23 protein-coding genes are annotated in these 25983 nt (G+C 55.2%); 11 read left to right on the top strand and 12 right to left on the bottom strand.

The features are described from left to right. Positions 1–2: 2 nt before the first annotated feature. Positions 3–194: a YnbE family lipoprotein gene (locus V1603_RS13910; protein ID WP_045354815.1), complete on the bottom strand. Its 192-nt coding sequence runs from the start codon at positions 192–194 to the stop codon at positions 3–5. Beyond that, positions 191–2830: a YdbH family protein gene (locus V1603_RS13905; protein ID WP_395312778.1), complete on the bottom strand. Its 2640-nt coding sequence runs from the start codon at positions 2828–2830 to the stop codon at positions 191–193. The genes V1603_RS13910 and V1603_RS13905 overlap by 4 nt, the downstream gene beginning before the upstream one ends. A gap of 210 nt (positions 2831–3040) precedes the next feature. On the opposite strand from V1603_RS13905, the gene V1603_RS13900 reads away from it, so the two are divergent. Then, on the top strand, positions 3041–4030 hold the full coding sequence (locus V1603_RS13900; protein WP_116340177.1) for a 2-hydroxyacid dehydrogenase: 990 nt from the start codon (positions 3041–3043) through the stop codon (positions 4028–4030). 17 nt (positions 4031–4047) lie between these two features. On the opposite strand, the gene V1603_RS13895 is transcribed toward V1603_RS13900, so the two are convergent. Further along, complete coding sequence (locus tag V1603_RS13895; protein WP_192981374.1) at positions 4048–5256, bottom strand: MFS transporter; 1209 nt, start codon at positions 5254–5256, stop codon at positions 4048–4050. Positions 5257–5709: 453 nt separating this feature from the next. Here V1603_RS13895 and V1603_RS13890 point away from each other — a divergent pair, with 453 nt between their 5' ends. After that, positions 5710–6381 (top strand): MgtC family protein, encoded by a 672-nt coding sequence (locus V1603_RS13890; RefSeq protein WP_116340180.1) that lies wholly within the window; start codon positions 5710–5712, stop codon positions 6379–6381. Positions 6382–6652: 271 nt separating this feature from the next. Further along, positions 6653–7087 (top strand): universal stress protein UspF, encoded by a 435-nt coding sequence (gene uspF, locus V1603_RS13885; protein WP_116340182.1) that lies wholly within the window; start codon positions 6653–6655, stop codon positions 7085–7087. A 66-nt stretch (positions 7088–7153) separates the two neighbouring features. Here uspF and V1603_RS13880 read toward each other — a convergent pair whose 3' ends face one another. Both V1603_RS13880 and dcp read right to left on the bottom strand, forming a co-directional pair. Beyond that, positions 7154–9736 (bottom strand): EAL domain-containing protein, encoded by a 2583-nt coding sequence (locus V1603_RS13880; protein ID WP_395313985.1) that lies wholly within the window; start codon positions 9734–9736, stop codon positions 7154–7156. A gap of 271 nt (positions 9737–10007) precedes the next feature. Further along, complete coding sequence (dcp, locus tag V1603_RS13875; RefSeq protein ID WP_395312777.1) at positions 10008–12041, bottom strand: peptidyl-dipeptidase Dcp; 2034 nt, start codon at positions 12039–12041, stop codon at positions 10008–10010. Between the two features lie 142 nt (positions 12042–12183). Here dcp and ydfG point away from each other — a divergent pair, with 142 nt between their 5' ends. Both ydfG and V1603_RS13865 read left to right on the top strand, forming a co-directional pair. Next, the gene (ydfG, locus tag V1603_RS13870; protein WP_116340189.1) at positions 12184–12930 is read left to right on the top strand and encodes a bifunctional NADP-dependent 3-hydroxy acid dehydrogenase/3-hydroxypropionate dehydrogenase YdfG; all 747 of its coding nucleotides are present in this window, start codon (positions 12184–12186) and stop codon (positions 12928–12930) included. A gap of 91 nt (positions 12931–13021) precedes the next feature. Next, a complete protein-coding gene (locus V1603_RS13865; protein WP_028013010.1) occupies positions 13022–13708 on the top strand; it encodes a GntR family transcriptional regulator in 687 nt (228 codons plus the stop codon). A 33-nt stretch (positions 13709–13741) separates the two neighbouring features. On the opposite strand, the gene V1603_RS13860 is transcribed toward V1603_RS13865, so the two are convergent. Continuing rightward, on the bottom strand, positions 13742–14173 hold the full coding sequence (locus V1603_RS13860; protein ID WP_116340191.1) for a universal stress protein: 432 nt from the start codon (positions 14171–14173) through the stop codon (positions 13742–13744). A gap of 288 nt (positions 14174–14461) precedes the next feature. Between V1603_RS13860 and ydfZ the strand changes: the two genes are divergently transcribed. Continuing rightward, on the top strand, positions 14462–14665 hold the full coding sequence (gene ydfZ / locus V1603_RS13855) for a putative selenium delivery protein YdfZ (RefSeq protein WP_116340193.1): 204 nt from the start codon (positions 14462–14464) through the stop codon (positions 14663–14665). Positions 14666–14708: 43 nt separating this feature from the next. Here the strand turns inward: ydfZ and V1603_RS13850 are convergent, their stop codons facing one another. The 5 genes from V1603_RS13850 to V1603_RS13830 form a co-directional block, all read right to left on the bottom strand. Then, entirely contained in the window at positions 14709–16172 is a 1464-nt protein-coding gene (locus V1603_RS13850; RefSeq protein WP_395312776.1) for a mannitol dehydrogenase family protein, read from the bottom strand. A gap of 218 nt (positions 16173–16390) precedes the next feature. After that, positions 16391–17758, bottom strand: coding sequence for an MFS transporter (locus tag V1603_RS13845; RefSeq protein ID WP_163329153.1), 1368 nt, complete (start codon positions 17756–17758; stop codon positions 16391–16393). A gap of 72 nt (positions 17759–17830) precedes the next feature. After that, entirely contained in the window at positions 17831–18850 is a 1020-nt protein-coding gene (locus V1603_RS13840) for a Zn-dependent oxidoreductase (RefSeq protein WP_163329151.1), read from the bottom strand. A 14-nt stretch (positions 18851–18864) separates the two neighbouring features. Further along, entirely contained in the window at positions 18865–20079 is a 1215-nt protein-coding gene (rspA, locus tag V1603_RS13835) for a starvation-sensing protein RspA (RefSeq protein ID WP_116340201.1), read from the bottom strand. A gap of 110 nt (positions 20080–20189) precedes the next feature. After that, positions 20190–20516 (bottom strand): YnfA family protein, encoded by a 327-nt coding sequence (locus tag V1603_RS13830; protein ID WP_032657499.1) that lies wholly within the window; start codon positions 20514–20516, stop codon positions 20190–20192. Between the two features lie 152 nt (positions 20517–20668). Between V1603_RS13830 and V1603_RS13825 the strand changes: the two genes are divergently transcribed. Continuing rightward, entirely contained in the window at positions 20669–21007 is a 339-nt protein-coding gene (locus V1603_RS13825) for a DUF1283 family protein (protein WP_063145673.1), read from the top strand. After that, complete coding sequence (gene speG, locus V1603_RS13820; protein ID WP_023311549.1) at positions 21007–21567, top strand: spermidine N1-acetyltransferase; 561 nt, start codon at positions 21007–21009, stop codon at positions 21565–21567. The genes V1603_RS13825 and speG overlap by 1 nt, the downstream gene beginning before the upstream one ends. A gap of 17 nt (positions 21568–21584) precedes the next feature. Here the strand turns inward: speG and V1603_RS13815 are convergent, their stop codons facing one another. Further along, positions 21585–22331: a YnfC family lipoprotein gene (locus tag V1603_RS13815; protein ID WP_395312775.1), complete on the bottom strand. Its 747-nt coding sequence runs from the start codon at positions 22329–22331 to the stop codon at positions 21585–21587. A gap of 69 nt (positions 22332–22400) precedes the next feature. On the opposite strand from V1603_RS13815, the gene V1603_RS13810 reads away from it, so the two are divergent. The 3 genes from V1603_RS13810 (at position 22401) to dmsD (ending at position 25946) form a co-directional block, all read left to right on the top strand. Beyond that, positions 22401–22667, top strand: coding sequence for a DUF1161 domain-containing protein (locus V1603_RS13810; protein WP_316379033.1), 267 nt, complete (start codon positions 22401–22403; stop codon positions 22665–22667). A 132-nt stretch (positions 22668–22799) separates the two neighbouring features. Then, on the top strand, positions 22800–25238 hold the full coding sequence (gene ynfE, locus V1603_RS13805) for a selenate/tellurate reductase subunit YnfE (RefSeq protein WP_395312774.1): 2439 nt from the start codon (positions 22800–22802) through the stop codon (positions 25236–25238). Positions 25239–25331: 93 nt separating this feature from the next. Further along, positions 25332–25946 carry a Tat proofreading chaperone DmsD gene (gene dmsD / locus V1603_RS13800; protein WP_166710978.1) on the top strand — a complete coding sequence of 205 codons (615 nt, stop codon included), beginning with the start codon at positions 25332–25334 and terminating at the stop codon, positions 25944–25946. The last annotated feature ends 37 nt before the right edge of the window (positions 25947–25983 follow it).

Genomic DNA, 25983 nt, shown 5'->3' with positions numbered 1-25983 from the left:
CCTCAGAACAGATCGCTGCGCGATTTCAGCAGGGTTTCAACGTCTTTATCGACCTTAATATGGATCTCGTGTTCGATTTTGACATTCATGTTGATGGTAATCGGCTCCTTTGGCGCAGCGACTTCAATGCGCGGCGTACAGCCGGTCAGTAGCGCGGCAACGGCAACGGTGAGCGCACCAGCCATCTTTTTCATTGTTGTTCCTCACTTTCCTTGCCGGTCGAACTGCGGGGAGCAGGTATCACCGCATGTTGCTCAAACCAGGTTTGCAGGTTGTCTCCAAAACGCAGGCTGCGCCAGAGGGTAAAGACATTCTCGTCATGGGTATAGTTCAGATTGACGGAGCTGCTTTTGCCGTCCACCCGGCTGGTCCCTTTGATGGTCGCCTGCATGGTTAATTCACCCAGGTTATCTAAATTGATTCTCGTCCACGACCGCGAGATCTCCATATAGCGGAGCCAGTTAATCGCCGCGCCCGCGACCATATTATCTTTCACGATGGCGTCTGCCGTATCTTTGTCGATGCGCAGCGTCATTGGCCCAGGGTTGGTCAGCCAGCCATCTTTAATAATCCATTTTTCATTGTCCAGCCAGAACGGCAGCGCCCCGCTCACCGGACCCGACAGGGTAAACTGCTTCGGGTTGACAGCGCTAATGAGCTCGCTTGAGGAGATATTGTCCACGCGCAGCAGGGCCGGATCGTGCTGCGGCATCCGCAGCTGCTGCATGGTGATTTTCCCGCCGAGCATTTCCACCTTGACGTTGGTGAGCAGCAGCGGGTTGTCCTCCGTCCAGGGATAATCCCCCTGTAGATCGGCGGTTATGTTGCGCGCGGTCACCAGGTTTTCCACTTCGCCAATGCGCAACGTGACCGGGCCTCGGGTACCCAGGGACCAGGTTCCCTCGCTGAAGCGGAACGGCAGCACAAAATCGACGCCGTTGATCTGGTTATCCGGCATCCAGGCGCTACCGGATTTCAGCACGCCGTGCCCGCCCGCCTCAAAGCCCTGATCGGGGGCCGCCGAGAAGGCAACTTGCGCATAAAGTTCCCCGTCACGCAGCGTCATTTTCCAGTCCGGCGGGACCAGCGCCTGGAAGACGGTGAGCGACTGTTTCGGCCACCAGGCCTGTCCGCGAAGGCGCTCCCCATCCCAACGACCGTTCACCTGCACCGGGCCGATGGCGTCCGCATGCAGGTTACCCTTAAACTGGAAAATGGTCGGGTCGGTGCCGTCGACGCTGAAGGTCAGGACCGACGGCGGCAAAACGCTGCCGCCGGAGAAACGGGTTTGCCCGGCATTGAGCGACAGCGCGCCGCTGAAGGTAGGCTTTTCGGGATCGCGGACCCAGCGCACCGGTTGCTCCAGCGCCAGGCGCGGCTTGCTGACGTCCATCGTGCCGTACTGGAGCTTGTCAAAACCGGTGGAAAGCGCCGTCAGCTCAATGAGGTTGTCGCGCCACTCGCCTTTCCCGGCGACATCCCAGCGGGCATTCATTGGCGTAAAATGCCCTTTGCCCCAGTAGCGCCACTGCCACAGGCCGTTGTCAGGGAGAAAATCGTTGGCCTGGCCGTCCAGGTGGAGTTCAAAATCACCCATCTCGTTTTCATGGGCGCGCAGAATAGCCTGCAGACGACCGTCGACACCCTTCTGCGTGAGCTTCACGCCCGCCAGCGGCCAGCGGATTTCATCGATATCTAGCGAGTCAATGATGCGCCCGCGCGAGCGAAGCAGCGCGCCCGGCGCAAAGGCCAGCTGCGGTTCATACAGGCTGCCGGTCAGTTTTGCCGGCAATCTGGCGTAAAGAATGAGATCGTTTTGCTTCGCCTCGCCGCTGAGATGCAGTGGCATATCGCTGTTTTCCATGCTGAGCCTGCCGGGCCCAATATTCAGTACCGCGTTGCCTTTCCCCGCATCGCCGTGGGTAAGCACATTCAGACGTCCGGTCAGGGTGGTTTTCTCCAGCCCCTGCTGCCAGTTGTCGGCGCGAAGGGAAAGCCGGCCGCTCGCTGGCATACCGGAGAGATCCCAGTTCCAGCGCCCGTCGCTGATGTTCAGCTGTTCCGCGGTGATCTGCCACGGCAGATCGAGCAGCGGCTCGGGGTTGTCTCGCGCCATGACCACCAGCTGCCCCTGATTGTCTTCCCAGTCCAGATCGGCATCAACCAGAGACGTTAGCTGAGGCACGTTAAAGGTCGCCACCGCGTGGCCTTTCACCGGCACGCCATCCGGTACCAGCGGCAAGGTAAACTCGCCCACCAGCTTAATCGGCTGCGGCTGGTCCGGGAGCTGAACATTAAACTGGCTGACCGATAGCGTCTGGCCGCGAAGCGTGCCTTTAATGCTGACCTGCTCGCCTTTATAGGCGATCTCCTGAATGGACGGAGTCAGCGACGCATGCAGCTCGCCCTGCCACTGTTGCCAGGGCGAGAGCGTCAGACGGTGAATGGTGAGCCAGGTATTCGGTAACACCGCCTGCCACTGGGCCAGCGTTTTTGGTGCTACCGTGGACGGGGCTGACTGAGGAATCTTGCTCAGACAGACGGCGTTAAGGTCCAGCGAGCCGACATCCAGTTTCCAGCGGCTCGGATGTGACAGCGTCACGTTATCGATGCGGGCAATTTCGCAGTCTTCAACCAGATAGCGAAGATCGGGGATCACCAGCGCATGGCGAGTAAGTTTTGGACTCTCTTCGAAAGCGATGCGCGTTCCGACGGGAAGCCAGATCCCGGCGAGCGTCGGCACCCACTGGGCGAGCGTCATCAGCAGCGTCAGCGGCACCAAAATTAACAGCAGTAAAACCGCAATGGCGGCTTTGTATTTACCCTTCATGGGCAGTTAATATCCTGATTTTTCGAAAGAATTAAGCCGGCAATGCCGAATATTGTCGCATGTTTAGCCATTCAGTTGAAGGAAATGCCATTTTTAAGGATAGATGCTCTAGAATAATTGATAGAACTTATTGAATTCAATAATATTTTATAAATTGTAAGATAATTTTAATCATGCTAACGTGAATGCAAAATCACTGGAGAAAGTCATATGAAACTCGCGGTATATAGCACAAAGCAGTACGACAAAAAGTATCTGCAACATGTTAACGAGGCTTACGGGTTTGAGCTTGAATTTTTCGACTTTCTGCTGTCCGAAAAAACCGCCAAAACGGCGCACGGCTGTGAAGGCGTCTGCATTTTTGTTAACGACGACGGCAGTCGTCCGGTGCTGGAAGAGTTGAAAAAACAGGGGGTGAAGTACATCGCCCTGCGCTGCGCGGGCTTTAATAACGTGGACCTCGACGCGGCGAAAGAGCTGGGTCTGAGAGTGGTGCGCGTTCCTGCATACTCCCCGGAAGCCGTCGCGGAACATGCGATTGGCATGATGATGTCGCTCAACCGTCGTATTCATCGCGCTTATCAGCGCACCCGTGACGCCAACTTCTCTCTGGAAGGGCTGACCGGCTTTACCATGTACGGCAAAACCGCGGGCGTGATCGGCACCGGAAAAATCGGCGTCGCCGCCCTGCGCATTCTGAAAGGCTTCGGCATGCGTCTGCTGGCATTCGATCCGTACCCAAGCGCCGCGGCGCTGGAGCTGGGGGTGGAGTACGTTGATTTGGCGACCCTGTTCTCGCAGTCAGACGTGATCTCCCTGCACTGCCCGCTGACGCCGGAAAACTACCACCTGCTTAACCAGGCGGCGTTTGACCAGATGAAAGACGGCGTGATGATCATCAACACCAGCCGCGGCGGTCTGGTTGACTCTCAGGCCGCTATCGAAGCGCTGAAAACCCAGAAAATTGGCGCGCTGGGGATGGACGTCTATGAGAACGAGCGCGATCTGTTCTTTGAAGATAAGTCCAACGATGTGATCCAGGATGACGTGTTCCGCCGCCTGTCTGCCTGTCATAACGTCCTGTTTACAGGCCACCAGGCGTTTCTGACTGCCGAAGCGCTGATCAGCATTTCAGAAACCACGCTGGGCAACCTGCAGCAGCTGGAAAAGGGCGAAACCTGCCCTAATGAACTGGTTTAACGTGACCCCGGGTGGCGCTATGCCCCACCCGGCATGCTGTCTGTTTCCCAGGTCCGGTGTGCGAAGCGCCACCAGAGCAGGACGGCCACCAGCGCAATCGCGCTCAGCACGCTGAACGCCGTCGCAAAGGAGTAGTGACCGGCAATCGTGCCGGTTAACGCCGGGCTCATGGATGCGCCAACGCCCTGCATCAGCATCACCACGCTCTGTCCGGCATTGACGTGCCCGCTCCCGCGCAACAGCACCACGATAAACGACGGAACCACAACCCCCAGGATCCCTGCCGCCAGCCCGTCGAGAATTTGTACCGGGATCATCATTAACGGCGCGTCCGTACTTGCTGCCAGCGCCGCGCGCACCGGCATAACCAGCAGCGCCAGCATAATCAGGCGCCAATAGCCGTAGCGTTCTATTCGGTGGGCGACCCAGATGGCGACGGGGATCATCACCGCCTGAGAGATGATGACGGTGCCCGCCGCGTACAGGCCGGGGTTGATCGAGGCGGGTGCCGCAGCCACCCTCATGCTCAGCATCGGCAGCAGCGCGGCGTTCGCCAGGTGGAACAGCAGCAGCGTCAGCCCGGTCACAAACAGCGCCCGGTTTTTAATCAGCACCGCGAAGCCGGGGACAGGCACGCTTCCTGAGGATGAAAGCCCTCGCGCCGCGTCGTTATCAATGTCCTCGTTGCGGATGGCAAGTAGCGCGCAGAGCGTTAACAGCGTGGTACAGGTCATCAGCAGGAAAATCCCGCCGACGCCCCAGTACCAGGCAATGCCGCCTGCAATCAGCGCGGTAACAAAGTTGCCGCCGTGATTGAACGCCTCATTCTTGCCCATCTGTGCGCTGAACCCGCTTTGGCCGGTCAGCCCCAGCGTAATCCCGGCGACGAGCGGCCCGACAAACGCCGCACAGATGCCGGTGACCATTTGTGAGACGGCGACAACGCTGGTCTGCTGGCTAAACCAGAGCAGCAGCGTGCTCAGGGTGATCAACATGCAGAGCAGCGCCAGCAAGGCACGTTTGTTCCGGGAGGTGTCGGTGATAACCCCCGCCGGCAACGTGGCCAGTAATCCCGCCAGCCCACCTGCCGTCATCAGAAAGCCGATATCATCGGGGGTCCAGTGACGCTCAGTGAGGAAGATACCGAGAAAAGGGCCTAGGCCATCGCGGACGTCGGCAATGAAAAAACTTGTGAGGCATAACGCCCGCAGCGAACGAAGGGACATACTTCCTGCCTTTGCATATTGTCGCCTGAAAAGAACAAAACGTAGTATACCGGGTATTTTGAAAACCAGAGGAACGCTGAAAAACAATTTACCCGATCTTAAACAAATCCTCACGGACCCTGCTTTTTCGCTTTACTCATTAATACGTCTGATTATACTGACGATAAATTCATACAGGAGCTCTTCGTTGGACAGCCATTTTATATACGATACGAAGGTAAGCTAACGCGATTTTCTCGCTGCTTACCTTAACGGTGGGCAGCAATCTCTTCCAGACGATTGCCTCCCGATACATTTACAAAGACTAAAATTGTGGGTAATCGCGATGGTCATGTTTAAACATTCCCTTTTCCCGCCGCCTTCGCCTGAAATGCTTTGCGTTTAAACGGCGTTATCGCGCGCTTTGTGAAGCGCTGACGCTTATTATTTAATACGTTAACAGGCGACAGGCTGATGTTCCCTTATATCTCTCATCTGCTCGCAGCAATGCTGCTGGGCGCAATTATTGGCGCGGAAAGACAGTGGCGCCAGCGCATGGCCGGACTTCGTACCAATGCACTGGTTGCCACGGGTGCGGCCGTGTTTATTTTAAGTTCCATATCTACGTCTTCTGATAGCCCTGGGCGCATCGCAGCGCAGATCGTCTCCGGAATAGGCTTTCTTGGCGCAGGCGTCATTATGCGTGAAGGCATGAACATTCGCGGTTTGAATACCGCCGCAACGCTGTGGTGCTCGGCCGGAATTGGCGTACTGTGCGGCTTAGGCCAATTCTGGAATGCCGCCACGGCAAGCTTAATTATTCTCAGCGCCAACATATTGCTTCGTGAAGCCGCGCAGCGAATCAATCAGCTGCCCGCGCTCCACGAAGACGAAAAATGCTATGTCCTGACAATCACCTGCAATGATGAGCATGAAGATGCAGTGCGGAACAGCATCGTAAATATGGCCAAAGAGTTGACGTTAAGTCTGAAAGCGATTTATTCCGCTACGGCGCACGCCGAGGGAAAAACCGAAATTCGGGCTGAGGTGATGACCCGTGAGGAATACCGAAAATTACTCGATCTGATTATGGGGAATATGGGCGGAAATAAAATTATCGCGTCCGTCAGCTGTCATGCAGTATAAATACTAAACCGGGCATTACGCCCGGTTCTGTTTTAGCATAATTTTACGCTACTCTGCTCGCTGCCCATAAAAAGGGACATGCGCCGATCAAGGCTGAGCGCCAGCTCGCCCATAAAGCGAGAATGTACATAGTCACGACGAAATGCCAGGCAAGTTTGACTGCACCAATACCACAGAACAGAAATTTGTAACCGTTATGACACGTTGCTCTCTGTTTTCCTGAAATTAACGGTCTAACCTGAATTGTGTAAAAAACACTCAGGAGGGACAAATGTACAACTCTATTTTGGTTCCGATTGACATTTCCGAGGATAGCCTGACCCACATGGTTATCCCGTTCGTTCAGGCACATACAGCACTCAATACGGCCAAAGTCCATTTTCTAACTGTTATTCCCTCGCTACCCTACTATTCATCTTTAGGGTTGGCATACTCAGTGGAAATGCCGAAGATAAAAGAGTTCCAGCATGCGGCCTTAGCAAAACTGGATGAAATTGTTAAGCAGTTCAAAATTCCTCCAGACAAGATACAGACTCACGCAGTGACGGGATCCCCTAAAGATCAGATTCTTAAGCTCGCTGACACGATCGGCGCTGACCTGATTATCATCGCATCCCACAAGCCTGACATATCAACGTATCTGTTAGGCTCAAATGCTGCAGCAGTGGTGCGGCATGCGAAATGTCCGGTACTGGTCGTAAGATAGAAAACCGGGCGAGAAGCCCGGTTTTTTTCGTTGATGCTTCCCTGAGTCAGGGCTGAAAAAACGCGTTTAAACACTCAGTACGTTCGCGTTTAAATTGAGATCGGCAATGGCAGCCGGTTTTCCAAGCAGGTAGCCCTGAACCTCATCGCACTTATTTTTTTTCAGGAACGACAGCTGTTCGATGGTTTCCACCCCTTCTGCAGTTATCTCCATCGAATAGGCTTTACCCAGATCGATAATTTTCTCGACGACCGACTGGTTCTGCGGTGAATCGCCTAAAGCAAAAATAAAGCTTTTGTCGAGCTTGAGGCCGTCAAACTGAAACTTCCGAAGATAGCTCAGAGACGCATAGCCCGTACCGAAATCATCAATCAGAATGCGCACGCCCATTTTTTTAAGGGCCTTCATGGTCAGCAGCGTTTGTTCAGGATCGGAAAGCGTGACGTTTTCAGTCACTTCAATTTCCAGACGGTTGGGCTCAAGCCCTGTTTCATGGAGGATCTCTTTTATCCGTTCAGCGAGATCGCTTGCCTGGAATTCAATAGCAGAGATGTTTACGGATACCGATAGTCCTGGTAAATTACCTTTTGTTTCTACACACGCTTTACGAATAACCCAGTTGCTGAGGCTAATAATTAATCCTGTTTCTTCAGCCAGCGGAATGAACCGATCGGGCATTATGGTTCCTCTAACTGGGTGCTGCCAGCGCACAAGCGCTTCCACGGCATCTATCCTGGAATATCTGAGGTTATAACGCGGCTGGTAGAGCAGGCAGAGCTGGTCTTCACGAATTGCCGTCTTCAGTTCTAATTCCAGCTTCCTGCGTTCGGTCAACTTTTCTGACATATCCGGACGATAATAGACCCATCTGTTTCTGCCGGATTGTTTAGCCTGATAAAGCGCAATATCCGCATAGCGTAGAAGCTCGTTTGCGCTGCTGCTATCGCGCGGAGCCAATGCAATCCCCATGCTGACGCCTATTGTCACCTCATTACCTTCAATGGAGAAAGGACGGTTAAGTTCCTGCACGATGCGTTGACACACCTCTTCAATACGATCTATTTGGCTGGTGTTGCCGAGGAGCAGCATAAATTCATCTCCTCCCTGCCGTGCAACAAAATCACCGTCACGAATACAGCCCTTAAGTCGTGACGCGACTTCACCAAGCAGGGCGTCGCCCGTGGAATGCCCAAATATATCGTTGACGGGCTTAAACTTGTCTAAATCGAGGCAAATCATTGCAAAGGGGCTCTCGTTGACGCCTTCTTGAGCTAACTGGCCCGCCAGAAACTCCTTGATGTGGTACCGGTTCGGGAGCCCCGTTAATTCATCATGGCGGGAGAGAAACTCCACGCGTTTTATTGCCTCTACTTCCAGAGAGACATCCGTTGCCGCCCCGCGTAAAACTACCGTTCCATCAGGCTGAGCAGAAAATTTTGCCAAAAGCGTGCAATAAGAGGTGGAGTGCTGATTATTGATATAAGGACAGTTCCTGAATTCAAAGCGTCCTGTTAATTCCCGATGGCTGACACAATCACGAAGCAGGTCTCCTGTTGAAGGAAAGAGTTCATCCAGCCTGCGACCTATCCATTTGCTGTTTTCATATCCCGTAACGGTGGAAAAGCGGCCTGATAGCCACGTTATAGTTAACGATAAATCTGTTTCCCAGAACCAGTCGCTGGTTGTTTCGCTGACATCCCTGAATCGTTTTTCACTGGTGATAAGATTCAACCGTGCCTGCTCAAGGAGAAAGGCATTTTCGTCATGAATTTTGGCCTTGTGCATAATATGACGCATAAGAATTACCGTCATCGTTATTGTAAGCAGTACGGAAAGAATAAGTAACGGCAGAAAATAGACGATCAACGCCTGGCCGGGATTTTCGCTGTCCCAGATAATCTGCACATCACCCTTCTGGGTGCTTAATGTTAATTCCGTCCGATCGTTTATTTTAGAAACCAACGCGTTGGGTAAAATACGAACATTTTTAATGGCGGCATCATGCCCCATCGTGAGAAGTTTTTTAGCCGTTAATTTATCTACAAACACCATTGCCGAAGGCCGGCCCGGTAAGGGGTGTACACTGGTATCATCGCCCGTTGTTATCCATTCAGCAGATACAATGGCAGGCATGGAATCAATTAGCGTTAGTACAGAAACCGGCAATCCCTTATTTTTGCTCAGTTCGCTGAGTAAACGGTCTTTTGTCGATGTACCTAACCAGCGCTCCAGTTCTTCCTGTTTCAGTTTCCCGTCAATCACGCTGTAGCGCGTGGTGCCTTCCGGGGAGAGGACAAACGCGCCCTCATAGCCAAAGTTGTCATACAGCGACTTGCCCAGATTCTGCTTGTCCCATGCCCAGTGCGTATCCATTTTCTGATGGAGGTGTTTGTAGGCATCGCCCCACTCTGCATAGTCTTTCAGATGACTGCGGATGCTCTCCTGGCGGGCCTCTAACGCTTTTCTTAATAAAAATTCGTCATGCTTGTCGCTGATTTCATTAACATTATTTTTTATTACCAGCAAAGATACTATTGCCGCCGCAAAAATACCGACCAGCAACGTTACAACATAGGTAAAGGTTTTATTTATCAGCCTTTTAGATTGCTCGACATCCGTAAAGCCAGAGGTGGTCAGAGGTAGGGTCATCATTCGCCTTCTTAACTGCTATAACGTCAATTTTTTCTCATCTTCATTTATCGGCATAAAAAGGAAAAAATTTACAGTGAAAAACACACCTTAAATCAGCGTTTATTTTTATAACCCGGACAATTTTAATAAAAGGCGCTATTCGTGATAAAGATAATTGCACCGCGTATATTCTGGAAAACGTCACTGATATTTATTGAAATAGCAGAAGAAGAGAAAGGAGATAAAAAACCGGGCTTCGGCCCGGTTCTGTTTTCATCCAAACATGACGCTATTCGCTCAACCCGCGATTCTCCAGCATCGGTTCAATCTTCGGATCGTGCCCGCGCCAGTTTCGATACAGTTCGGCTAAATCAGCGCTGTTGCCACGAGACAAAATCGCCTCACGGAACGTTTGCCCGTTCTCGCGAGTTAAGCCCCCCTGCTCCACGAACCACTGATAGCCATCGTCCGCCAGCATTTGCGTCCACAGGTAGGCGTAATACCCCGCCGCGTAGCCGCCGCCAAAAATATGGGCAAAGTAGCTGCTGCGATAACGCGGCGGTACGGCGGGCAGATCCAGCCCCTCTTTTTTCAACGCCGCAGCTTCAAATTCTTCAACGCTCGACACGCCCTCGCTGATGCCGTGCCAGTTCATGTCCAGCAGCGCCGCGCTCAGCAGCTCCGTCATGTCATAACCCTTGTTGAAATGGGTCGCGTTGAGCATGCTTTCCCGCAGCGCGTCCGGCATCGGTTCACCGGTTTCGTAGTGACGGGCATAGTGGCTAAACACCTGAGGATGGCTGGCCCAGTGCTCATTGATTTGCGACGGGAATTCAACGAAATCACGCGGCGTATTAGTACCGGACAGCGTAGCGAAGCGCTGGCTGGCAAACAGACCGTGCAGAGTATGGCCAAACTCGTGGAACAGGGTTATCACGTCATCCCAGGAGAGAAGCGCGACGCCGCCGTTACCCGGCTTTTGGTAGTTGCAGACGTTGTAGATCACCGGACGGGCAGCAAACTCGAAGGATTGCTCGATAAAATTCCCCATCCAGGCACCGCCCTGCTTGGAATCGCGGGCAAAGAAGTCGCCGTAAAACAGCGCCATGCCCTCACCGGTGTGGTCGAAAATTTCCCAGACCCGGACATCCGGGTGATAAACCGGAATATCGAAACGCTCCACAAAACGAATGCCAAACAGCTGGCTGGCCGCCCAGAATACGCCATCATGGAGCACAGTATTGAGCGCAAAATAGGGTCGAATCTGCGATTCATCGAGGGCGTATTTCGCCTGGCGCACGCGCTCGGCATAAAAGGCCCAGTCCCAGGCCTGCGCGGTGAAACTGCCCTGCTCGTCATCAATGACCTTCTGAATATCGGCCTGCTCGCGCTCTGCACGGGCACGCGCCGCGGGCACAATCCCGCGCATAAAGGCCAGCGCGGCGTCTGGAGTTTTCGCCATCTGGTCGGCGATGCTCCAGCTGGCGTAATCTTCAAAGCCGAGCAGACGGGCCTGGCGCGCGCGCAGCGCCGTAAGACGCAGGATCAATGCGCGGGTGTCGTTTTCATCCCCTTTCTGGGTGCGCGTCCAGCCGGCGTTGAACAGGTTTTCACGCGTCTGGCGATTGCGCAGCGCCGCTAGCGCAGGCTGCTGTGTCGTATTCAGGAGCGGGATCAGCCAGCGGTCCTTAAGCCCTTTTTCCGCGGCGGCCTGCGCCGCGGCAGCAATCTCTTCTGCGCTGAGGCCTTCAAGCTGGTGCGCGTAATCCGCCACCAGCCCGCCCGCGTTGTTGGCGGCCAGCAGGCGCTGGTTAAACTGGCTGGTCAGGGATGCGGCCTCGGTATTCAGCGCCTTCAGCTCGGCTTTTTCTGTCTCATTCAGGCGCGCGCCGGCCAGAATAAAGCGCTGGTACGTCTCTTCGACCAGCCGACGGGATTCGGCGTCCAGCGCGGCGCGGTCCTGCCAGACGCTCCCGACGCGGGCAAAAAGGATATCGTTCAGCCAGATGTCGTTCGCCAGCGCGGCAAGTTCGGTGGAGAACTGCTCTTCCAGTTCCTGCAGATACGCATTGGTGTGCGCGGAGGTCATGGCGAAGAAAACGCTGCTGACGCGCGCGAGCATGAGGCCGCTTTTCTCCAGAGCCAGCACGGTGTTAGTGAAGTCTGGCGCAGCGGTTTGAGAGACGATCGCGTCTATGTCCGCCCGCTTCTGACGAAGCGCTTCATCGAAGGCCGGACGATAGTGCTCGTCTTTGATGGTATCAAAATGGGGTGCCTGATAGGGCAACAGGCTGATGTCAAAAAAAGGATTCGTGGCCGTCATCTTTCACTCCTCAGAACGGGTATCCTCCCAGAGTAGGCCAGGCCGCCATCGCCTGCAACGCCGTCATACAAATGTTGCCTTAACGCACCCTCTGCGACCGTGCTATGTTAGTACAACACAAAAAGCGTTGAGGAACAGTGAGATGATTATTTTAGTTACCGGGGCAACGGCGGGTTTTGGTGAAAGCATCACGCGTCGCTTCGTCGCCAACGGACACAAGGTTATTGCAACCGGCCGTCGTCAGGAGCGCCTGCAGGAGCTGAAGGACGAATTAGGTGGCAGCATCCTGACCGCACAGCTGGACGTGCGTAACCGCGCGGCCATTGAAGAGATGATTGCTAACCTGCCGGCAGAGTGGCGCGCCATCGACGTACTGGTCAACAATGCCGGTCTGGCGCTGGGCATGGAGCCTGCCCACAAAGCCAGCGTTGAGGACTGGGAAAACATGATCGACACCAACAACAAAGGGCTGGTGTACATGACCCGCGCGGTGCTGCCGGGCATGGTGGAGCGCAACCGCGGCCACATTATCAACATCGGTTCTACCGCCGGGAGCTGGCCTTACGCGGGCGGTAACGTCTACGGCGCAACCAAAGCCTTTGTTCGCCAGTTCAGCCTGAACCTGCGTACCGATCTGCACGGCACCGCCATTCGCGTCACCGATATCGAACCGGGCCTGGTAGGCGGCACCGAATTCTCCAACGTGCGCTTCAAGGGTGATGACGCGAAAGCGGATAAAACCTACGAAAACGCCAACGCGTTGACGCCGGAAGATGTGACCGAAACGGTCTGGTGGGTGGCAACGCTGCCAAAACACGTCAACATCAATACCGTAGAGATGATGCCGGTCAGCCAGAGTTTTGCCGGACTTAGCGTCCATCGTGGCTAAATATGCCCTTCCCGGCCTGCGGGCCGGGTCTGTTTCGGGTTGTAAAAGAATGGTAGTATGTTCAGGCTAACTCTCTGAGAACTGACAACTCATGGCCGCTGAATCGCAACTCAATCCCACCCAGCCCGTAAACCAGCAAATCTATCGCATTTTGCGACGTGATATTGTCCATTGCCTGATCCCGCCGGGAACGCCGCTTTCTGAAAAAGAGGTCTCCGTGCGTTTTGACGTGTCCCGCCAGCCGGTGCGTGAAGCGTTTATTAAGCTTGCTGAGAACGGCCTGATTCAGATCCGCCCGCAGCGCGGCAGCTACGTGAACAAAATTTCACTCTCTCAGGTGCGCAACGGCTGTTTCGTCCGCCAGGCGATTGAATGCGCGGTGGTGCGCCGTGCTGCAACGCTTATTAATGACAACCAGTGTTACCTGCTGGAGCAAAACCTGCATCAGCAGCGCATTGCGATTGACCGTAAGCAGCTCAACGATTTCTTCCAGCTTGATGACGAGTTTCACCAGAAGCTGGCGCAAATTGCGGACTGCCAGCTGGCCTGGGATACCATCGAGAACATCAAGGCCACCATTGACCGGGTGCGCTATATGAGCCTCGATCACGTCTCCCCGCCGGAAATGCTGCTCCGACAGCATCACGATATTTTCAGCGCGCTGGAAAAACGCGACCCGGACGGCGTGGAAAAAGCGATGACGCTGCATCTGCAGGAGATCGGCGAATCCGTGCAGCTTATTCGTCAGGAAAATAGCGAGTGGTTTAGCGAAGAGTGATATTTGCCGCCCCATTCGCGGGCGGCGTTGTGATTAGCGAACGACTAACACCGGGATGGTGGCGTAGCGCAGAATAGATTCTGCATTTGATCCCAGCAGATGGGTAGTGATGCCCGGATTTTTCGACCCGATGACAATCACGTCATATTCCCCCTCTTTGCTCAGCCTGATAATTTCATCGCGGACGTTACCAAAACGAACCAGAGAGTGAATATTTTCCGCAGAGATATCGAACAGTCTTTTTAACGCGTTCATTTTCTTCGCGGATTCCGCGGTCATATACTCTTCAAACTTTTTAATATCGGCGTTGAATCCGCGCAGCAGAGACCGGCTGCTGGCTGGCAGAATATTGACCAGGGTAATCGACGCGCCCTCAGCCTTCGCGAGGTTAGCCGCGTGGCGAACCGCTTTGTCGCTCAAATCCATTTCAAACACGTCAACAGGCATCAAAATCTTCTTATACATAAGCCTGACTCCTTATTCCGATGAAGGGTTATTTCCTGTACCCAGAATGGCATCGGGAATATAAACCAACCCTCAACGCTTCCTCTTCGAAACTATAAACAAATGAAAATAACGGTCTGCTTTGTAAATTGGCGTTGTTAACCGTCAGCACCCCACGGAATAAAGAAAAAAGTGTGAGTTTGATCAAAAACAAAAACATAGCTGGCAGACAGGCGTATTTATAGTGCCCCGTGAACGGCAAAAGCTGTAATAGCGCCGTAACGGATAGTTTAGAGAGGAGAATATACCATGTTGACATACGACCGTAACCGCAATGCAATCACCACCGGCAGCCGCGTCATGATTAGCGGCACCGGCAAAACCGGCGTGATTAAGGCAATCCACAGCGACGGGCTCGATGCCGCGCAGGTGCGCCGTGGCAAAACGGTGGAAGTGGAAGGATGCGAAGGTAAGTTCGAACCAATTGAACTGATTCGTCTGGGTATGCACTAAATTGTGCGCCAACATGCCGCCGCGAACGGCGGCATGTGTTGAATTACAGATGTGACACGCACTCCGCCACCGTGTTCTTTGCCCCCTTCTGCAGCAGCGTCAGATATGCGCTCATCACGGCGTCTGTGAAGGCTTTTTCTCGCGGCAACTCTTTCCCAAAAATGGACTCAATGCCGAGCAGCGCGTTAACCCGGTTTTCCCCTTCGGCACTCCCTTTCACCGCCGCCTGAATCACCGCCAGCTGCGGATCACTCACATCGATGGCATTACCCTGCTCGTCAACGCCGCCGACATAGCGCATCCACCCTGCCACGCCCAGCGCCATGAGTGGGAAAGGCGTCTGGTGCACCAGGTGCCAGCGTACGGAGTCCAGCATACGCTGCGGAAGCTTCTGGCTGCCGTCCATCGCAATTTGCCAGGTGCGGTGACGCAGGGCCGGGTTGCTGTAACGGGCAATCAGCAGGTCAGCGTAGCGTTCTAAATCGACGCCCTTCACTTTCAGGGTCGGCGCCTGCTCGTTGAGCATCAGCGCGTGGGCGGCGACGCGGTAGCTCTCATCTTCCATACAGTCGTTGATATGCTGGTATCCGGCCAGATAGCCCAGGTACGCCAGGAACGAGTGGCTGCCATTGAGCATGCGCAGCTTCATCTCTTCAAACGGGATCACGTCTGAAACCAGCTCGGCGCCCGCTTTTTCCCACTCGGGGCGCCCTGCCACAAAGTTATCTTCGATCACCCACTGGCGGAACGGTTCACAGGCCACCGCCGCCGGATCACGCACGCCGGTCAGCTTTTCGATTTTATCCAGCGTATCGGGAGTAACCGCCGGCACGATACGATCCACCATGGTTGACGGGAAGGTGACGTTTGCCTCGATCCAGTCCGCCAGCTCGCCGTCTACCGCCCGGGCGTATGCGCAGGTCACGTTGCGCATCACGTGGCCGTTCTCCGGCATGTTGTCGCAGGACATCACGCTAAACGCAGGCAGACCCGCCGCTTTGCGACGCGCCAGCGCTTCCACCACCACCCCGGGCGCGGATTTGGGCTGGTGCGGGTTTTGCAGGTCGGCAACGATAAACGGGTGATCGAGCATCAGTTGCCCCGTCGCCGGCGAGTGGCAGTACCCCTTCTCGGTGATGGTCAGCGAAACAATCGCCACCTGAGGTTCACACATCGCTGCCAGCACGCTCTCCAGGCCGTCAACCTGCGCGTGCAGTGCCTTTTTGACTACGCCAACCACGCGGGAGGTCCAGGCATCGGCAGACATTTCCGCCACGGTGTAGAGATTATCCTGCGCGTTCAGATCGGCAATCTGCTGCTCGCCACCAATCAGGTTAACCTCACAGTAGCCCCAGTCGCTGGTGTGTTCAGCCGCGAGGATATCGGCATACACCGCCTGATGCGCGCGGTGAAATGCGCCGAAGCCTAAATGTACAATGCGTGCTTTAAGACTGTCGCGATCGTACTGTGGCAGCGTCGCGTTGGCCTGTAATAAGGTGTTTTCCATGATTAAGACTCGCTAATTAGAAAGCTGTGGATCGCTGCCGCTCCTTCTGAAGCGGCAGCGCCTGCTGACTACACCAACTAGAATGGCAGTTGGGGTAAAAATAACTGCCATCAACCATACTGATACTGCCGTTTGAGATTTTGATTTATATTAACTTTTGCTCATGTGGTGTGACATAAATAAAAAGTTGTGTGATAAGTCACGCAAGATATAAACCACTAGCGTCGCGTGGAGATCGCACCGTAGCCCACGCTCGCTTTTGGCGCGGCCTCCGCTGCATCTTCCGCCGCGCTCAAATCGCGGTCGCGTACTTCCGGCATCAGGAACGCCGAGACGAGGCCGATTGCGGAATAGGCCACCAGCATGGCAACGATCGGCCACCAGGAGCCGGTCATGTTGCAGAAGATCCCCGCCAGTACCGGACCAAAGCCCACCGCTACCAGCCCGCCCGCTTCTTTAGAGATAGCCATGCGGGTAAAGCGATTCCGCGAGCCAAACATCTCCGCCATGGTGATATTTTCCAGCGCAAACAGCCCCAGCACGGCGAAATTATGGATAACGATGATCGAGAGCATGATTGTCCCCGGCGCATAGCTTTTATCGACGATAATCGACAGCATCGGGTAGGCCAGAATAATGGCGGAGATATTAAGGATAATGTACGGCAGCCTGCGCCCCACTTTATCGGAAAGCCAGCCCAGCAGCGGGATGGAGATAAACCCGAGAATGGAGCTTATCATCAGCGCATCGGTGGGAATCGCTTTATCGAACAGCAGCGTCTGGACCAGATAACCCGCGAGGAATGTCTGGATCAGCCCCGAGTTGCCCGCCTGACCGAAACGCAGGCCGGTCGCCAGCCAGAAGGATTTACTTTTCACCATTGAACCCAGTGAGGTGTCCGGCTGCACGGTTTCTGCATCGTTTACTTTCTCAAACACCGGGCTCTCCTTGAGGTTCATTCGCAGCCAGATGGCAAAGACCATCACCACGACGCTGGCGAGGAACGGCACGCGCCAGCCCCAGGCGAGCAGCTGTTCACGGTCGAGGGCAAAGAACATAATGGCCCAGATCGCCGTGGCGCTCAGCGTTCCGCAGTTTGTACCCATCGCCACCAGCGAGGAGATGATGCCGCGCTTCCCCTTTGGCGCATACTCCGCCAGCATGGTCCCGGCCCCGGAGATCTCCGCCCCGGCGCCCAGCCCCTGAATAATACGCAGCGTCACCAGCAGTACGGGTGCAAAAATGCCGATTTGCGCGTAGGTCGGCAGCACGCCAATCAGCGTGGTGCATATCCCCATCATGGTGATGGTAATGAACAGCACCTTCTTACGACCAATGCTGTCGCCCATTCTGCCAAAGATAAAGGCCCCGACGATGCGCGCAATATAGCCAGCGCCGTAGGTGCCCATCGCGAGGATCAGCGCCATCGCGGCGGACTGTTCCGGGAAGAAGATCTCATGGAAGACCAGTGCGGCGCCCAGCGAGTACAGCTGGAAATCCATAAACTCCAGGGCGGTGCCCAGCCAGCCGGAGACGGCGGCTTTCACCAGATCGGAGGTGGTTCTTTGAGGTTGTGCTTGCGTCATAATGGCTATCTCTAAAAGGTAAGATGCGTACCACCAGAGCCTGTCTGCGCAGGCTCTTAACCGCGTATAGGATTATTGTCCGAACGTGAGCAAGACTTTGCAGCACTGCCGCTGGTCTTTTTCAAACAGTTCGATGGCGTCTGTTACATGGTGATAGTCAAAGGTATGGGTGATCAGTTTGTCCGGGTCGATCAGCCCTTTTTGCAGCCAGTCGATGACGACCGGGAATTTGTTAGCATTCAGGCGCGAAGAGAAGATCGCCAGCTCTTTACCGGTGATGCCCTGCTGGACTATCTGGCTCGGCTCGCTGGAGAACCCCATCAGCACGATGCGCGCCGCCGGAGAGGCCAGAGTGACCGCTTCGTGCAAAATCGCCGGGTGACAGGCGGCATCAATGATTAACGTCGGCTTGATGCCTTTTTCGTCCAGCGCGGCCTGCAGCGACTGTTCGCTGTTATTTAAGACCCAGTCCGCGCCGCTGCGCCGGGCCATCGCCAGGCGCTCGTCTATGCGGTCAACAACGATAATCTCCTTCACCTTATAGACACCCTTCAGCGCCTGCACGGTGACCAGCCCCATCGGCCCTGCGCCGTAGATCAGCGCAATGTCCTGTTCGGTGGGATTAGCCTGCCCCGTCACGTTGGCGGCGATGGTGAAGGGCTCAACCATGACGGCGTGCTTATCAGGAATTCCGTCCGGAACAGGCCAGGCATTTTTAGCGGGCACTACCGCATATTCACTGAAACCGCCGTCACGGTGTACGCCCAGCACCACCAGCGAGGTGCAGACGTTCGGTTTTCCGACGGAGCACGGATAGCAGTGTCCGCAGCTGATCACCGGATCAACCGAGACGCGCTGGCCCAGGCGCGCGCTGTCTACCCCCTCTCCCACGGCGTCAATCACGCCAAAGAACTCGTGGCCAATCGTGCGTGGATACTTCGCAAACGGATTATGGCCGCGGTAGATGTGGCTGTCCGAACCGCAGATCCCCGCCAGCGTGATTTTGACGCGGACTTCACCTGCGCCGGGCTCCGGTCGTGGCCGCTCTTCAATCACCAGTTCGTTCGGCTGTTGAATCACTACGCTTTTCATCGTTCATTCCTCGCTTACCAGTTCCACAGCGTGCCGTCTTCAAGACGGGCCACCGGCAGATAGGCCGGATCGTAGGGGTATTTCGCCGCCAGCTTTTCGTCAAACTCGATGCCCAGGCCCGGCTTGTCGCCCGGGTGCATATAGCCGTTATCAAAGCGCCAGCTGTGCGGGAAGACTTCAAGCATCTGTTCGGAGTAGCCCATATATTCCTGGACGCCAAAGTTTGGCACCCACAGGTCAAAATGCAGCGCGGCCGCGTGGCATACAGGCGAGAGATCCGACGGGCCGTGCGAGCCGGTGCGCACCTGGTAGAGCGACGCGAAGTCCGCGATGCGGCGCATCCCGGTGATCCCGCCAGCATGAGTGATGGTGGTGCGGATATAGTCGATAAGCTGCTCTTCGATGAGCTGCTTGCAGTCCCAGATACTGTTAAACACTTCCCCCACCGCAATTGGCGTGACGGTGTGCTGGCGGATCAGGCGGAAGCATTCCTGGTTTTCAGCGGGCGTTGGGTCTTCCATCCAGAACATGCGGAATGCTTCAATGCTCTTGCCGAAGCGCGCCGCTTCGATGGGCGTCAGGCGGTGGTGCATATCGTGCAGAAGATGTTCATTGAAGCCAAATTTGCTGCGTACCGCGTCAAACAGCTTTGGCGTGAAATCGAGGTATTTCTCGGTGGACCAGAGCTGCTCTTCCGGCCAGTCGCCTTTAGTGGCGGGCTCGTAGGCCAGCCCCTTCCCTTTGGCCATGCCGTAGGTGGTTTTCATGCCCGGCACGCCGCACTGCACGCGGATGGCCTTAAAGCCCATCTCCTTATGGCGGGCGTAATCTTCCAGCACGTCGTCAATGGTGTGCCCGGTGGTGTGGCAGTAGACCATTACGCCCTCACGGGATGCGCCGCCCAGCAGCTGGTAAAGAGGCATATTGGCCGCTTTGGCTTTAATGTCCCACAGCGCCATATCCACGGCGGAGATGGCCGACATGGTGACCGGCCCGCGACGCCAGTAGGCGCCCTTATAGAAAAACTGCCAGATGTCTTCGATACGGTGCGCGTCGCGGCCAATCAGCTGCGGGCAGAGATGATCTTTCAGGTAGGAGGCAACGGAGAGCTCACGCCCGTTCAGCGTGGCGTCACCGAGGCCGACAATCCCCTCATCGGTGGTGATTTTAAGGGTGACAAAGTTCCGCCCCGGGCAGGTAACAAACACGTCAGCCGCGACAATCTTCATAATTCCTTTCCTTACATCGTTCGTTATGATGCTGGAAATTTACCCACCAACCCTACTACCATACAAGTATAATGATCATAAAATCCGCCAACGATCACAAAACCGGGGGCTCAGGCCCGCCCCCATCCCGCCACAATGATCAGCATACCGCACAGAGCAACCAGCGCGCCGGCCCAGTCGTAGGCGCTAAGTTTGACGCCGTCCACCACGCGCAGCCACAGCAGCGCAGTACAGACATAGACACCACCGTATGCGGCGTAGACGCGGCCACTGGCAGCCGGATGCAGCGTTAACAGCCAGACAAAGAGAGCCAGCGCGACGCTTGCCGGGATGAGCAGCAATACCGACCCTCCCTTCTTCAGCCAAAGCCACGGTAGGAAGCAGCCGATGATTTCGCATAGCGCGGTAGCAAAAAAAAGCAGCGTCGTTTTGAGCATAGTTAACGTCAGGTGAGGATCTATTTAGACATCATACCCGATAATGTCCTTTACTTTTCCATACCCGCTCCGCGGGTATGCCGTTATTGCTCTTTGGTGTAGAATCTGAACGGGGAAACTTGCTCATCTGCACCCATTTTAAAGGAAACGCTATGACTACATTAAGCAAACGCCTTTGTCTGACAGCCCTGCTGGCGCTGTCATCGTTCGCCTTTGCCGCCTCTGCGACAGCGGAAACCAGCAAGCTCGTTATTGAGTCTGGTGACAGCGCGCAAAGCCGCCAGAACGCCGCGATGGACAAAGAACAATGGAATGACACCCGCAGCCTTCGTCAGAAGGTCAACAAACGTGCTGAGAAAGAGTGGGACAAAGAAGATGTCGCCTTCGACGCACGCGATAAGTGTCAGCAAAGTGCGAATGTCAATGCCTACTGGGAGCCGAACACCCTGCGCTGCCTGGATCGCCGCACTGGTCGTACGGTTGCCCCATAATGTCGGCGCCCTGTGACGTAAAACTCCGGCCGCTGGAGCGTGAAGATCTGCGCTTTGTCCACCAGCTCGACAATAACGCCAGCGTAATGCGCTACTGGTTCGAAGAGCCGTACGAAGCCTTTGTCGAGCTGTCCGATCTCTACGATAAGCACATTCACGATCAGAGCGAGCGTCGTTTTGTGGTGGAGTGTGAGGGTGAAAAAGCGGGGCTTGTGGAGCTGGTTGAGATCAACCACGTTCACCGTCGGGCGGAGTTCCAGATCATTATTTCGCCTGAGCACCAGGGGAAAGGCCTGGCCTCACGGGCGGCGAAGCTGGCGATGGATTACGGATTTAACGTCCTGAACCTCTACAAGCTTTACCTGATCGTGGATAAAGAGAACGAGAAAGCGATCCATATCTACCGTAAGCTGGGCTTTATGGTAGAAGGCGAGCTGATTCACGAGTTCTTTATCAACGGCGAATACCGCAACACCATCCGCATGTGCATCTTCCAGCATCAGCACCTGGCGGGACACAAGCCGTCAGGCGCCAGCCTGCTGAAACCAACCGCGCAGTAACCTGCGCGGTTTTATTCTCAGTAGTACTCAATCGTATTCTTGATGGTGTACTTGCGCTCAACGGCAGGCTTAACGCTGTCGTCAGTGATGGTGAGATCGCAGCTAACCGGGTTGTTGTGTCGATCGTAGTCGCAGCTCTGCGTCACGTTGCCGAGCGGCTTGTCGTTTAACAGGCTCACGGCCGAGTAATCCATTCTTTTGCGCAGATCCTTTGACGGTGTCGACTGCACCGATAAATGCTGATCCCCGGAGACAGTGGTTTTGCCCAGCGGATAGCCATCCGCATCGTATCGATACTTCACTTCCATCTCTTTGCCGTGCGCGGCCACCACAAAGCCATTGTCGTCGGTATCCCACGTCACCCCGGCTGACGGCAGTTCGGCCAGTTGGCATTTGCCCTGCAGCTTCACCTTACGCTGCTGGGTTTCTGCATCAATGTAGTAGTTGGCATCCAGCACCAGCGCTACGCCCGTGTTAGCCTCCAGGTCGTGCAGTTCCAGCGTATCGAAACACCCTTCCGCCGACACGGTGCCGGTAACCCGTTTGGACACTTCGCCCTTCTCGTTGAACAGCGTCTGGGTAAAGTCTTTGACCGGGCCGCGCAGAGGGTCGAAATCAAACTCGTTTGAAAAACTCGCCATCTCCGGCGTAAACGACAGCGGCGCGGAGTTGTTGTCACACCCTGCGAGAGCGGCTGCCAGGAGCGTTATCGCTGCATATTTCTTCACATTCTTTACCAATACAGAGAGATTATTCCCAATCATATTAGCAAATACAGTTGTTTACACGAAGCATGCTAAAATTAATCTATACACAGAGAAAAGGAGCTACAGATGAAACGGTTACCCTGGATTACCGCCCTGCTGTTAATGAGTGCTTCAACCGCCGCGCTGGCGGCACCCGACTCCTGCGAGCGCGTGAAAAGCGACATTCAGCAGAAGATTATCAACAACGGCGTGCCGGAGTCAGGTTTTACGCTGAGCATTGTGCCGAATGATCAAGCTGACCAGCCGGACGCGCAGGTGGTGGGCCACTGCGCCAACGACACCTTTAAAATTTTGTACACCCGTACAGGCAATGGGGCTGCGGAATCTCAGTAATTTACCTTCAATCCCCTTTGATTTGATGAGGATTAAGATCTAATACCTCCAAATAAGTAACACTCACCCCATCATTAGCCCGGTTGTAATCACGGGTAAAAATAATACGTAATCTCAATCTTGGGGTGAGCCATGTCTGAGGTCGATCATCACGGCGGTATTAGCCGCCGAACTCTCGTGAAATCTACCGCAATAGGTTCTCTGGCGCTTGCCGCTGGCGGGATCTCGCTTCCTTTTGGTCTAAAAAGCGCAGCCGCTGCGGTGCAAAATGCCGTCCAGCCTGCGGAAGATAAAGTGGTCTGGGGTGCCTGCTCGGTCAACTGCGGCAGCCGCTGCGCGCTGCGCCTGCACGTCCGCGACAATGAAGTGTACTGGGTCGAAACGGATAACACCGGTGAGGATATCTATGGTAATCACCAGGTCCGGGCCTGCCTGCGCGGGCGCTCTATTCGCCGACGCATCAACCACCCTGACCGCCTGAACTACCCGATGAAACGCGTGGGCAAACGCGGTGAGGGCAAATTTGAGCGCATCACTTGGGATGAAGCGCTGGACGCTATCACCGCCAGCCTGAAAGACGTGGTCGACAAATACGGCAACGAAGCGGTGTATATTAACTACTCCTCCGGCATTGTCGGCGGCAATATCACCCGTTCCTCTCCTTACGCTTCGCTGGTGGCGCGCCTGATGAACTGCTACGGCGGTTTTCTGAGCCACTACGGCACCTACAGCACGGCGCAAATCGCCTGCGCCATGCCCTATACCTACGGCAGCAATGACGGGAACAGCACCTCGGATATTGAAAACACCAAACTGGTGGTGATGTTCGGCAATAATCCGGCGGAAACGCGCATGAGCGGCGGCGGGATTACGTATTATCTGGAGCAGGCTCGCGAGCGGTCCAACGCGCGCATGATTGTCATCGACCCGCGTTACACCGACACGGCAGCCGGACGCGAAGATGAATGGATCCCGATCCGTCCGGGTACTGATGCCGCACTGGTGGCAGCTATTGCCTGGGTATTGATCGACGAAAACCTGGTCGACCAGCCGTTCCTGGACAAATACTGCGTTGGCTATGACGAAAAAACGCTGCCGGAAGGCGCCCCCGCGAATGGTCACTATAAAGCGTATATTCTCGGCCAGGGGGATGACAACACGGCGAAAACGCCTGAATGGGCCTCGCACATCACCGGCATTCCGGTAGATCGTATCGTCAAGCTGGCCCGCGAAATCGGCTCCGCGAAGCCGGCCTACATCTGCCAGGGCTGGGGACCACAGCGCCAGGCGAACGGCGAGCTGTCCTCCCGCGCCATCGCGATGCTGCCGATCCTCACAGGTAATGTGGGGATCAACGGTGGCAACAGTGGCGCGCGCGAATCCAGCTACACCATCACTATTGAACGTATGCCGCTGCCGGAAAATCCGGTTAAAACGCAAATATCCTGCTTCAGCTGGACGGATGCCATCGTCCGTGGCCCGGAAATGACCGCCCTGCGCGACGGGGTGCGCGGTAAGGATAAGCTGGACGTGCCGATTAAGTTCATCTGGAACTACGCGGGCAACACCATTATTAACCAGCACTCCGATATCAATAAAACTCACGAGATCCTGCAGGACGAAAGTAAATGCGAAACGATCGTCGTCATTGATAACTTCATGACCTCGTCAGCGAAGTATGCCGATATCGTGTTGCCGGACCTGATGACCGTCGAACAGGAAGACATCATTCCTAACGATTATGCAGGCAACATGGGCTACCTGATTTTCCTCCAGCCCGTGACTGCACCGAAGTTTGAGCGTAAGCCCATCTATTGGATCATGAGCGAAGTGGCGAAACGCCTCGGGCCGGATATTCATCAGAAATTTACCGAAGGGCGCACGCAGGAAGAGTGGCTGCAGTATCTGTATGCCAAAATGCTCGCAAAAGATCCCGCACTACCGTCCTATGACGAGCTGAAAAAAATGGGCATTTATAAGCGCAAAGATCCGAACGGACACTTTGTGGCCTATAAAAAATTCCGCGAGAACCCGGAAGCCAATCCGCTGAAAACGCCATCGGGCAAGATTGAAATTTACTCCAGCAAGCTGGCGAAGATTGCGGCGACCTGGGAGTTGGCAAAAGACGAGACCATTAGCCCACTGCCCGTGTACGCATCAACCTTTGACGGATGGGATGCGCCCGAGCGCGCGCAGTTCCCGCTGCAGCTGTTCGGTTTCCACTTTAAAGCCCGAACCCACTCGAGCTACGGCAACGTCGACGTGTTGAAAGCGGCCTGCCGCCAGGAGGTCTGGCTTAATCCTGTCGATGCCGAAAAACGCGGCATTAAGAACGGCGATACGGTGCGCGTCTTTAATAGTCGCGGCGAGGTGCGAACTGAAGCAAAAGTGACGCCACGCATCATGCCCGGCGTGAGCGCCATGGGCCAGGGAGCCTGGCACGATGCCAATATGAGTGGCGATCGTATCGACCACGGCTCATGCATCAACACGCTGACGACCCATCGACCTTCTCCGCTGGCAAAAGGCAACCCGCAGCACACCAATCTGGTGCAGATTGAGAAGGTGTAAAGAGTGAAACGCGAGACCATGGTTTAATCCATGGTCAGTATTATCGGTTATCACAGTCGCGCGGACGTCGTCCGCGTAAGCAAGGAAAGTTTTATGGAAGACGTCTCACATCGTGAATCGTTCGCGTTCAGCGCCAGGGTACTGGGCGCGCTGTTTTATTTCGCACCCGACAGTGAGCAGGCCGCGCCGCTGGTGAGCGCTCTCACTGCTGGCGAATGGGTTCAGGACTGGCCCCTGCCGCCGGAAGCGCTGCAGCCTGTTGCCGATACGTTTGCCTCATCTTCCGATGAACCGCTGACCGACGCCTGGCAACGGCTGTTTATTGGTCCTTATGCCCTGCCCGCTCCGCCGTGGGGTTCCGTCTGGCTGGACCGTGAATCCGTGCTGTTTGGCGATTCGACCCTCGCGCTGCGACAGTGGATGCGGGAGAACAATATCGCGTTTGAGATGCAGCAACAGGAACCGGAAGATCACTTTGGCACGTTGCTAATGCTCGCGGCGTGGCTGGCCGAGAATGGCCGCGAAGCGGAGTGCGCTCAGCTTCTGGCGTGGCACCTCCTGCCGTGGAGCACCCGCTTCCTGTCAGTGTTTGTCGATAACGCCGGGCATCCGTTTTATACCGCGCTGGGCAGGCTTGCGCAGCTGACGCTGGCGGACTGGCGATCCGGACTGCTTATTCCGGTTGCGGAAAAGACGCTGTATCGCTAGAGGTGTGGCTTGCTCGCCGGTGGCGGGCAAGCCTTTA

Origin of the sequence: Enterobacter sp. ECC-219, from assembly GCF_043966805.1 — a bacterium.
In the GTDB taxonomy this organism is placed as follows: domain Bacteria; phylum Pseudomonadota; class Gammaproteobacteria; order Enterobacterales; family Enterobacteriaceae; genus Enterobacter; species Enterobacter cloacae_N.
This window is presented reverse-complemented; position numbering and strand designations above follow the sequence as displayed.

Bases quoted from the DNA above. Each gene is read 5' to 3' on its own strand.
- V1603_RS13910 (WP_045354815.1), bottom strand. From the start codon at position 194: ATGAAAAAGATGGCTGGTGCGCTCACCGTTGCCGTTGCCGCGCTACTG.
- V1603_RS13905 (WP_395312778.1), bottom strand. From the start codon at position 2,830: ATGAAGGGTAAATACAAAGCCGCCATTGCGGTTTTACTGCTGTTAATT.
- V1603_RS13900 (WP_116340177.1), top strand. From the start codon at position 3,041: ATGAAACTCGCGGTATATAGCACAAAGCAGTACGACAAAAAGTATCTG.
- V1603_RS13895 (WP_192981374.1), bottom strand. From the start codon at position 5,256: ATGTCCCTTCGTTCGCTGCGGGCGTTATGCCTCACAAGTTTTTTCATT.
- V1603_RS13890 (WP_116340180.1), top strand. From the start codon at position 5,710: ATGTTCCCTTATATCTCTCATCTGCTCGCAGCAATGCTGCTGGGCGCA.
- uspF (WP_116340182.1), top strand. From the start codon at position 6,653: ATGTACAACTCTATTTTGGTTCCGATTGACATTTCCGAGGATAGCCTG.
- V1603_RS13880 (WP_395313985.1), bottom strand. From the start codon at position 9,736: ATGACCCTACCTCTGACCACCTCTGGCTTTACGGATGTCGAGCAATCT.
- dcp (WP_395312777.1), bottom strand. From the start codon at position 12,041: ATGACGGCCACGAATCCTTTTTTTGACATCAGCCTGTTGCCCTATCAG.
- ydfG (WP_116340189.1), top strand. From the start codon at position 12,184: ATGATTATTTTAGTTACCGGGGCAACGGCGGGTTTTGGTGAAAGCATC.
- V1603_RS13865 (WP_028013010.1), top strand. From the start codon at position 13,022: ATGGCCGCTGAATCGCAACTCAATCCCACCCAGCCCGTAAACCAGCAA.
- V1603_RS13860 (WP_116340191.1), bottom strand. From the start codon at position 14,173: ATGTATAAGAAGATTTTGATGCCTGTTGACGTGTTTGAAATGGATTTG.
- ydfZ (WP_116340193.1), top strand. From the start codon at position 14,462: ATGTTGACATACGACCGTAACCGCAATGCAATCACCACCGGCAGCCGC.
- V1603_RS13850 (WP_395312776.1), bottom strand. From the start codon at position 16,172: ATGGAAAACACCTTATTACAGGCCAACGCGACGCTGCCACAGTACGAT.
- V1603_RS13845 (WP_163329153.1), bottom strand. From the start codon at position 17,758: ATGACGCAAGCACAACCTCAAAGAACCACCTCCGATCTGGTGAAAGCC.
- V1603_RS13840 (WP_163329151.1), bottom strand. From the start codon at position 18,850: ATGAAAAGCGTAGTGATTCAACAGCCGAACGAACTGGTGATTGAAGAG.
- rspA (WP_116340201.1), bottom strand. From the start codon at position 20,079: ATGAAGATTGTCGCGGCTGACGTGTTTGTTACCTGCCCGGGGCGGAAC.
- V1603_RS13830 (WP_032657499.1), bottom strand. From the start codon at position 20,516: ATGCTCAAAACGACGCTGCTTTTTTTTGCTACCGCGCTATGCGAAATC.
- V1603_RS13825 (WP_063145673.1), top strand. From the start codon at position 20,669: ATGACTACATTAAGCAAACGCCTTTGTCTGACAGCCCTGCTGGCGCTG.
- speG (WP_023311549.1), top strand. From the start codon at position 21,007: ATGTCGGCGCCCTGTGACGTAAAACTCCGGCCGCTGGAGCGTGAAGAT.
- V1603_RS13815 (WP_395312775.1), bottom strand. From the start codon at position 22,331: ATGATTGGGAATAATCTCTCTGTATTGGTAAAGAATGTGAAGAAATAT.
- V1603_RS13810 (WP_316379033.1), top strand. From the start codon at position 22,401: ATGAAACGGTTACCCTGGATTACCGCCCTGCTGTTAATGAGTGCTTCA.
- ynfE (WP_395312774.1), top strand. From the start codon at position 22,800: ATGTCTGAGGTCGATCATCACGGCGGTATTAGCCGCCGAACTCTCGTG.
- dmsD (WP_166710978.1), top strand. From the start codon at position 25,332: ATGGAAGACGTCTCACATCGTGAATCGTTCGCGTTCAGCGCCAGGGTA.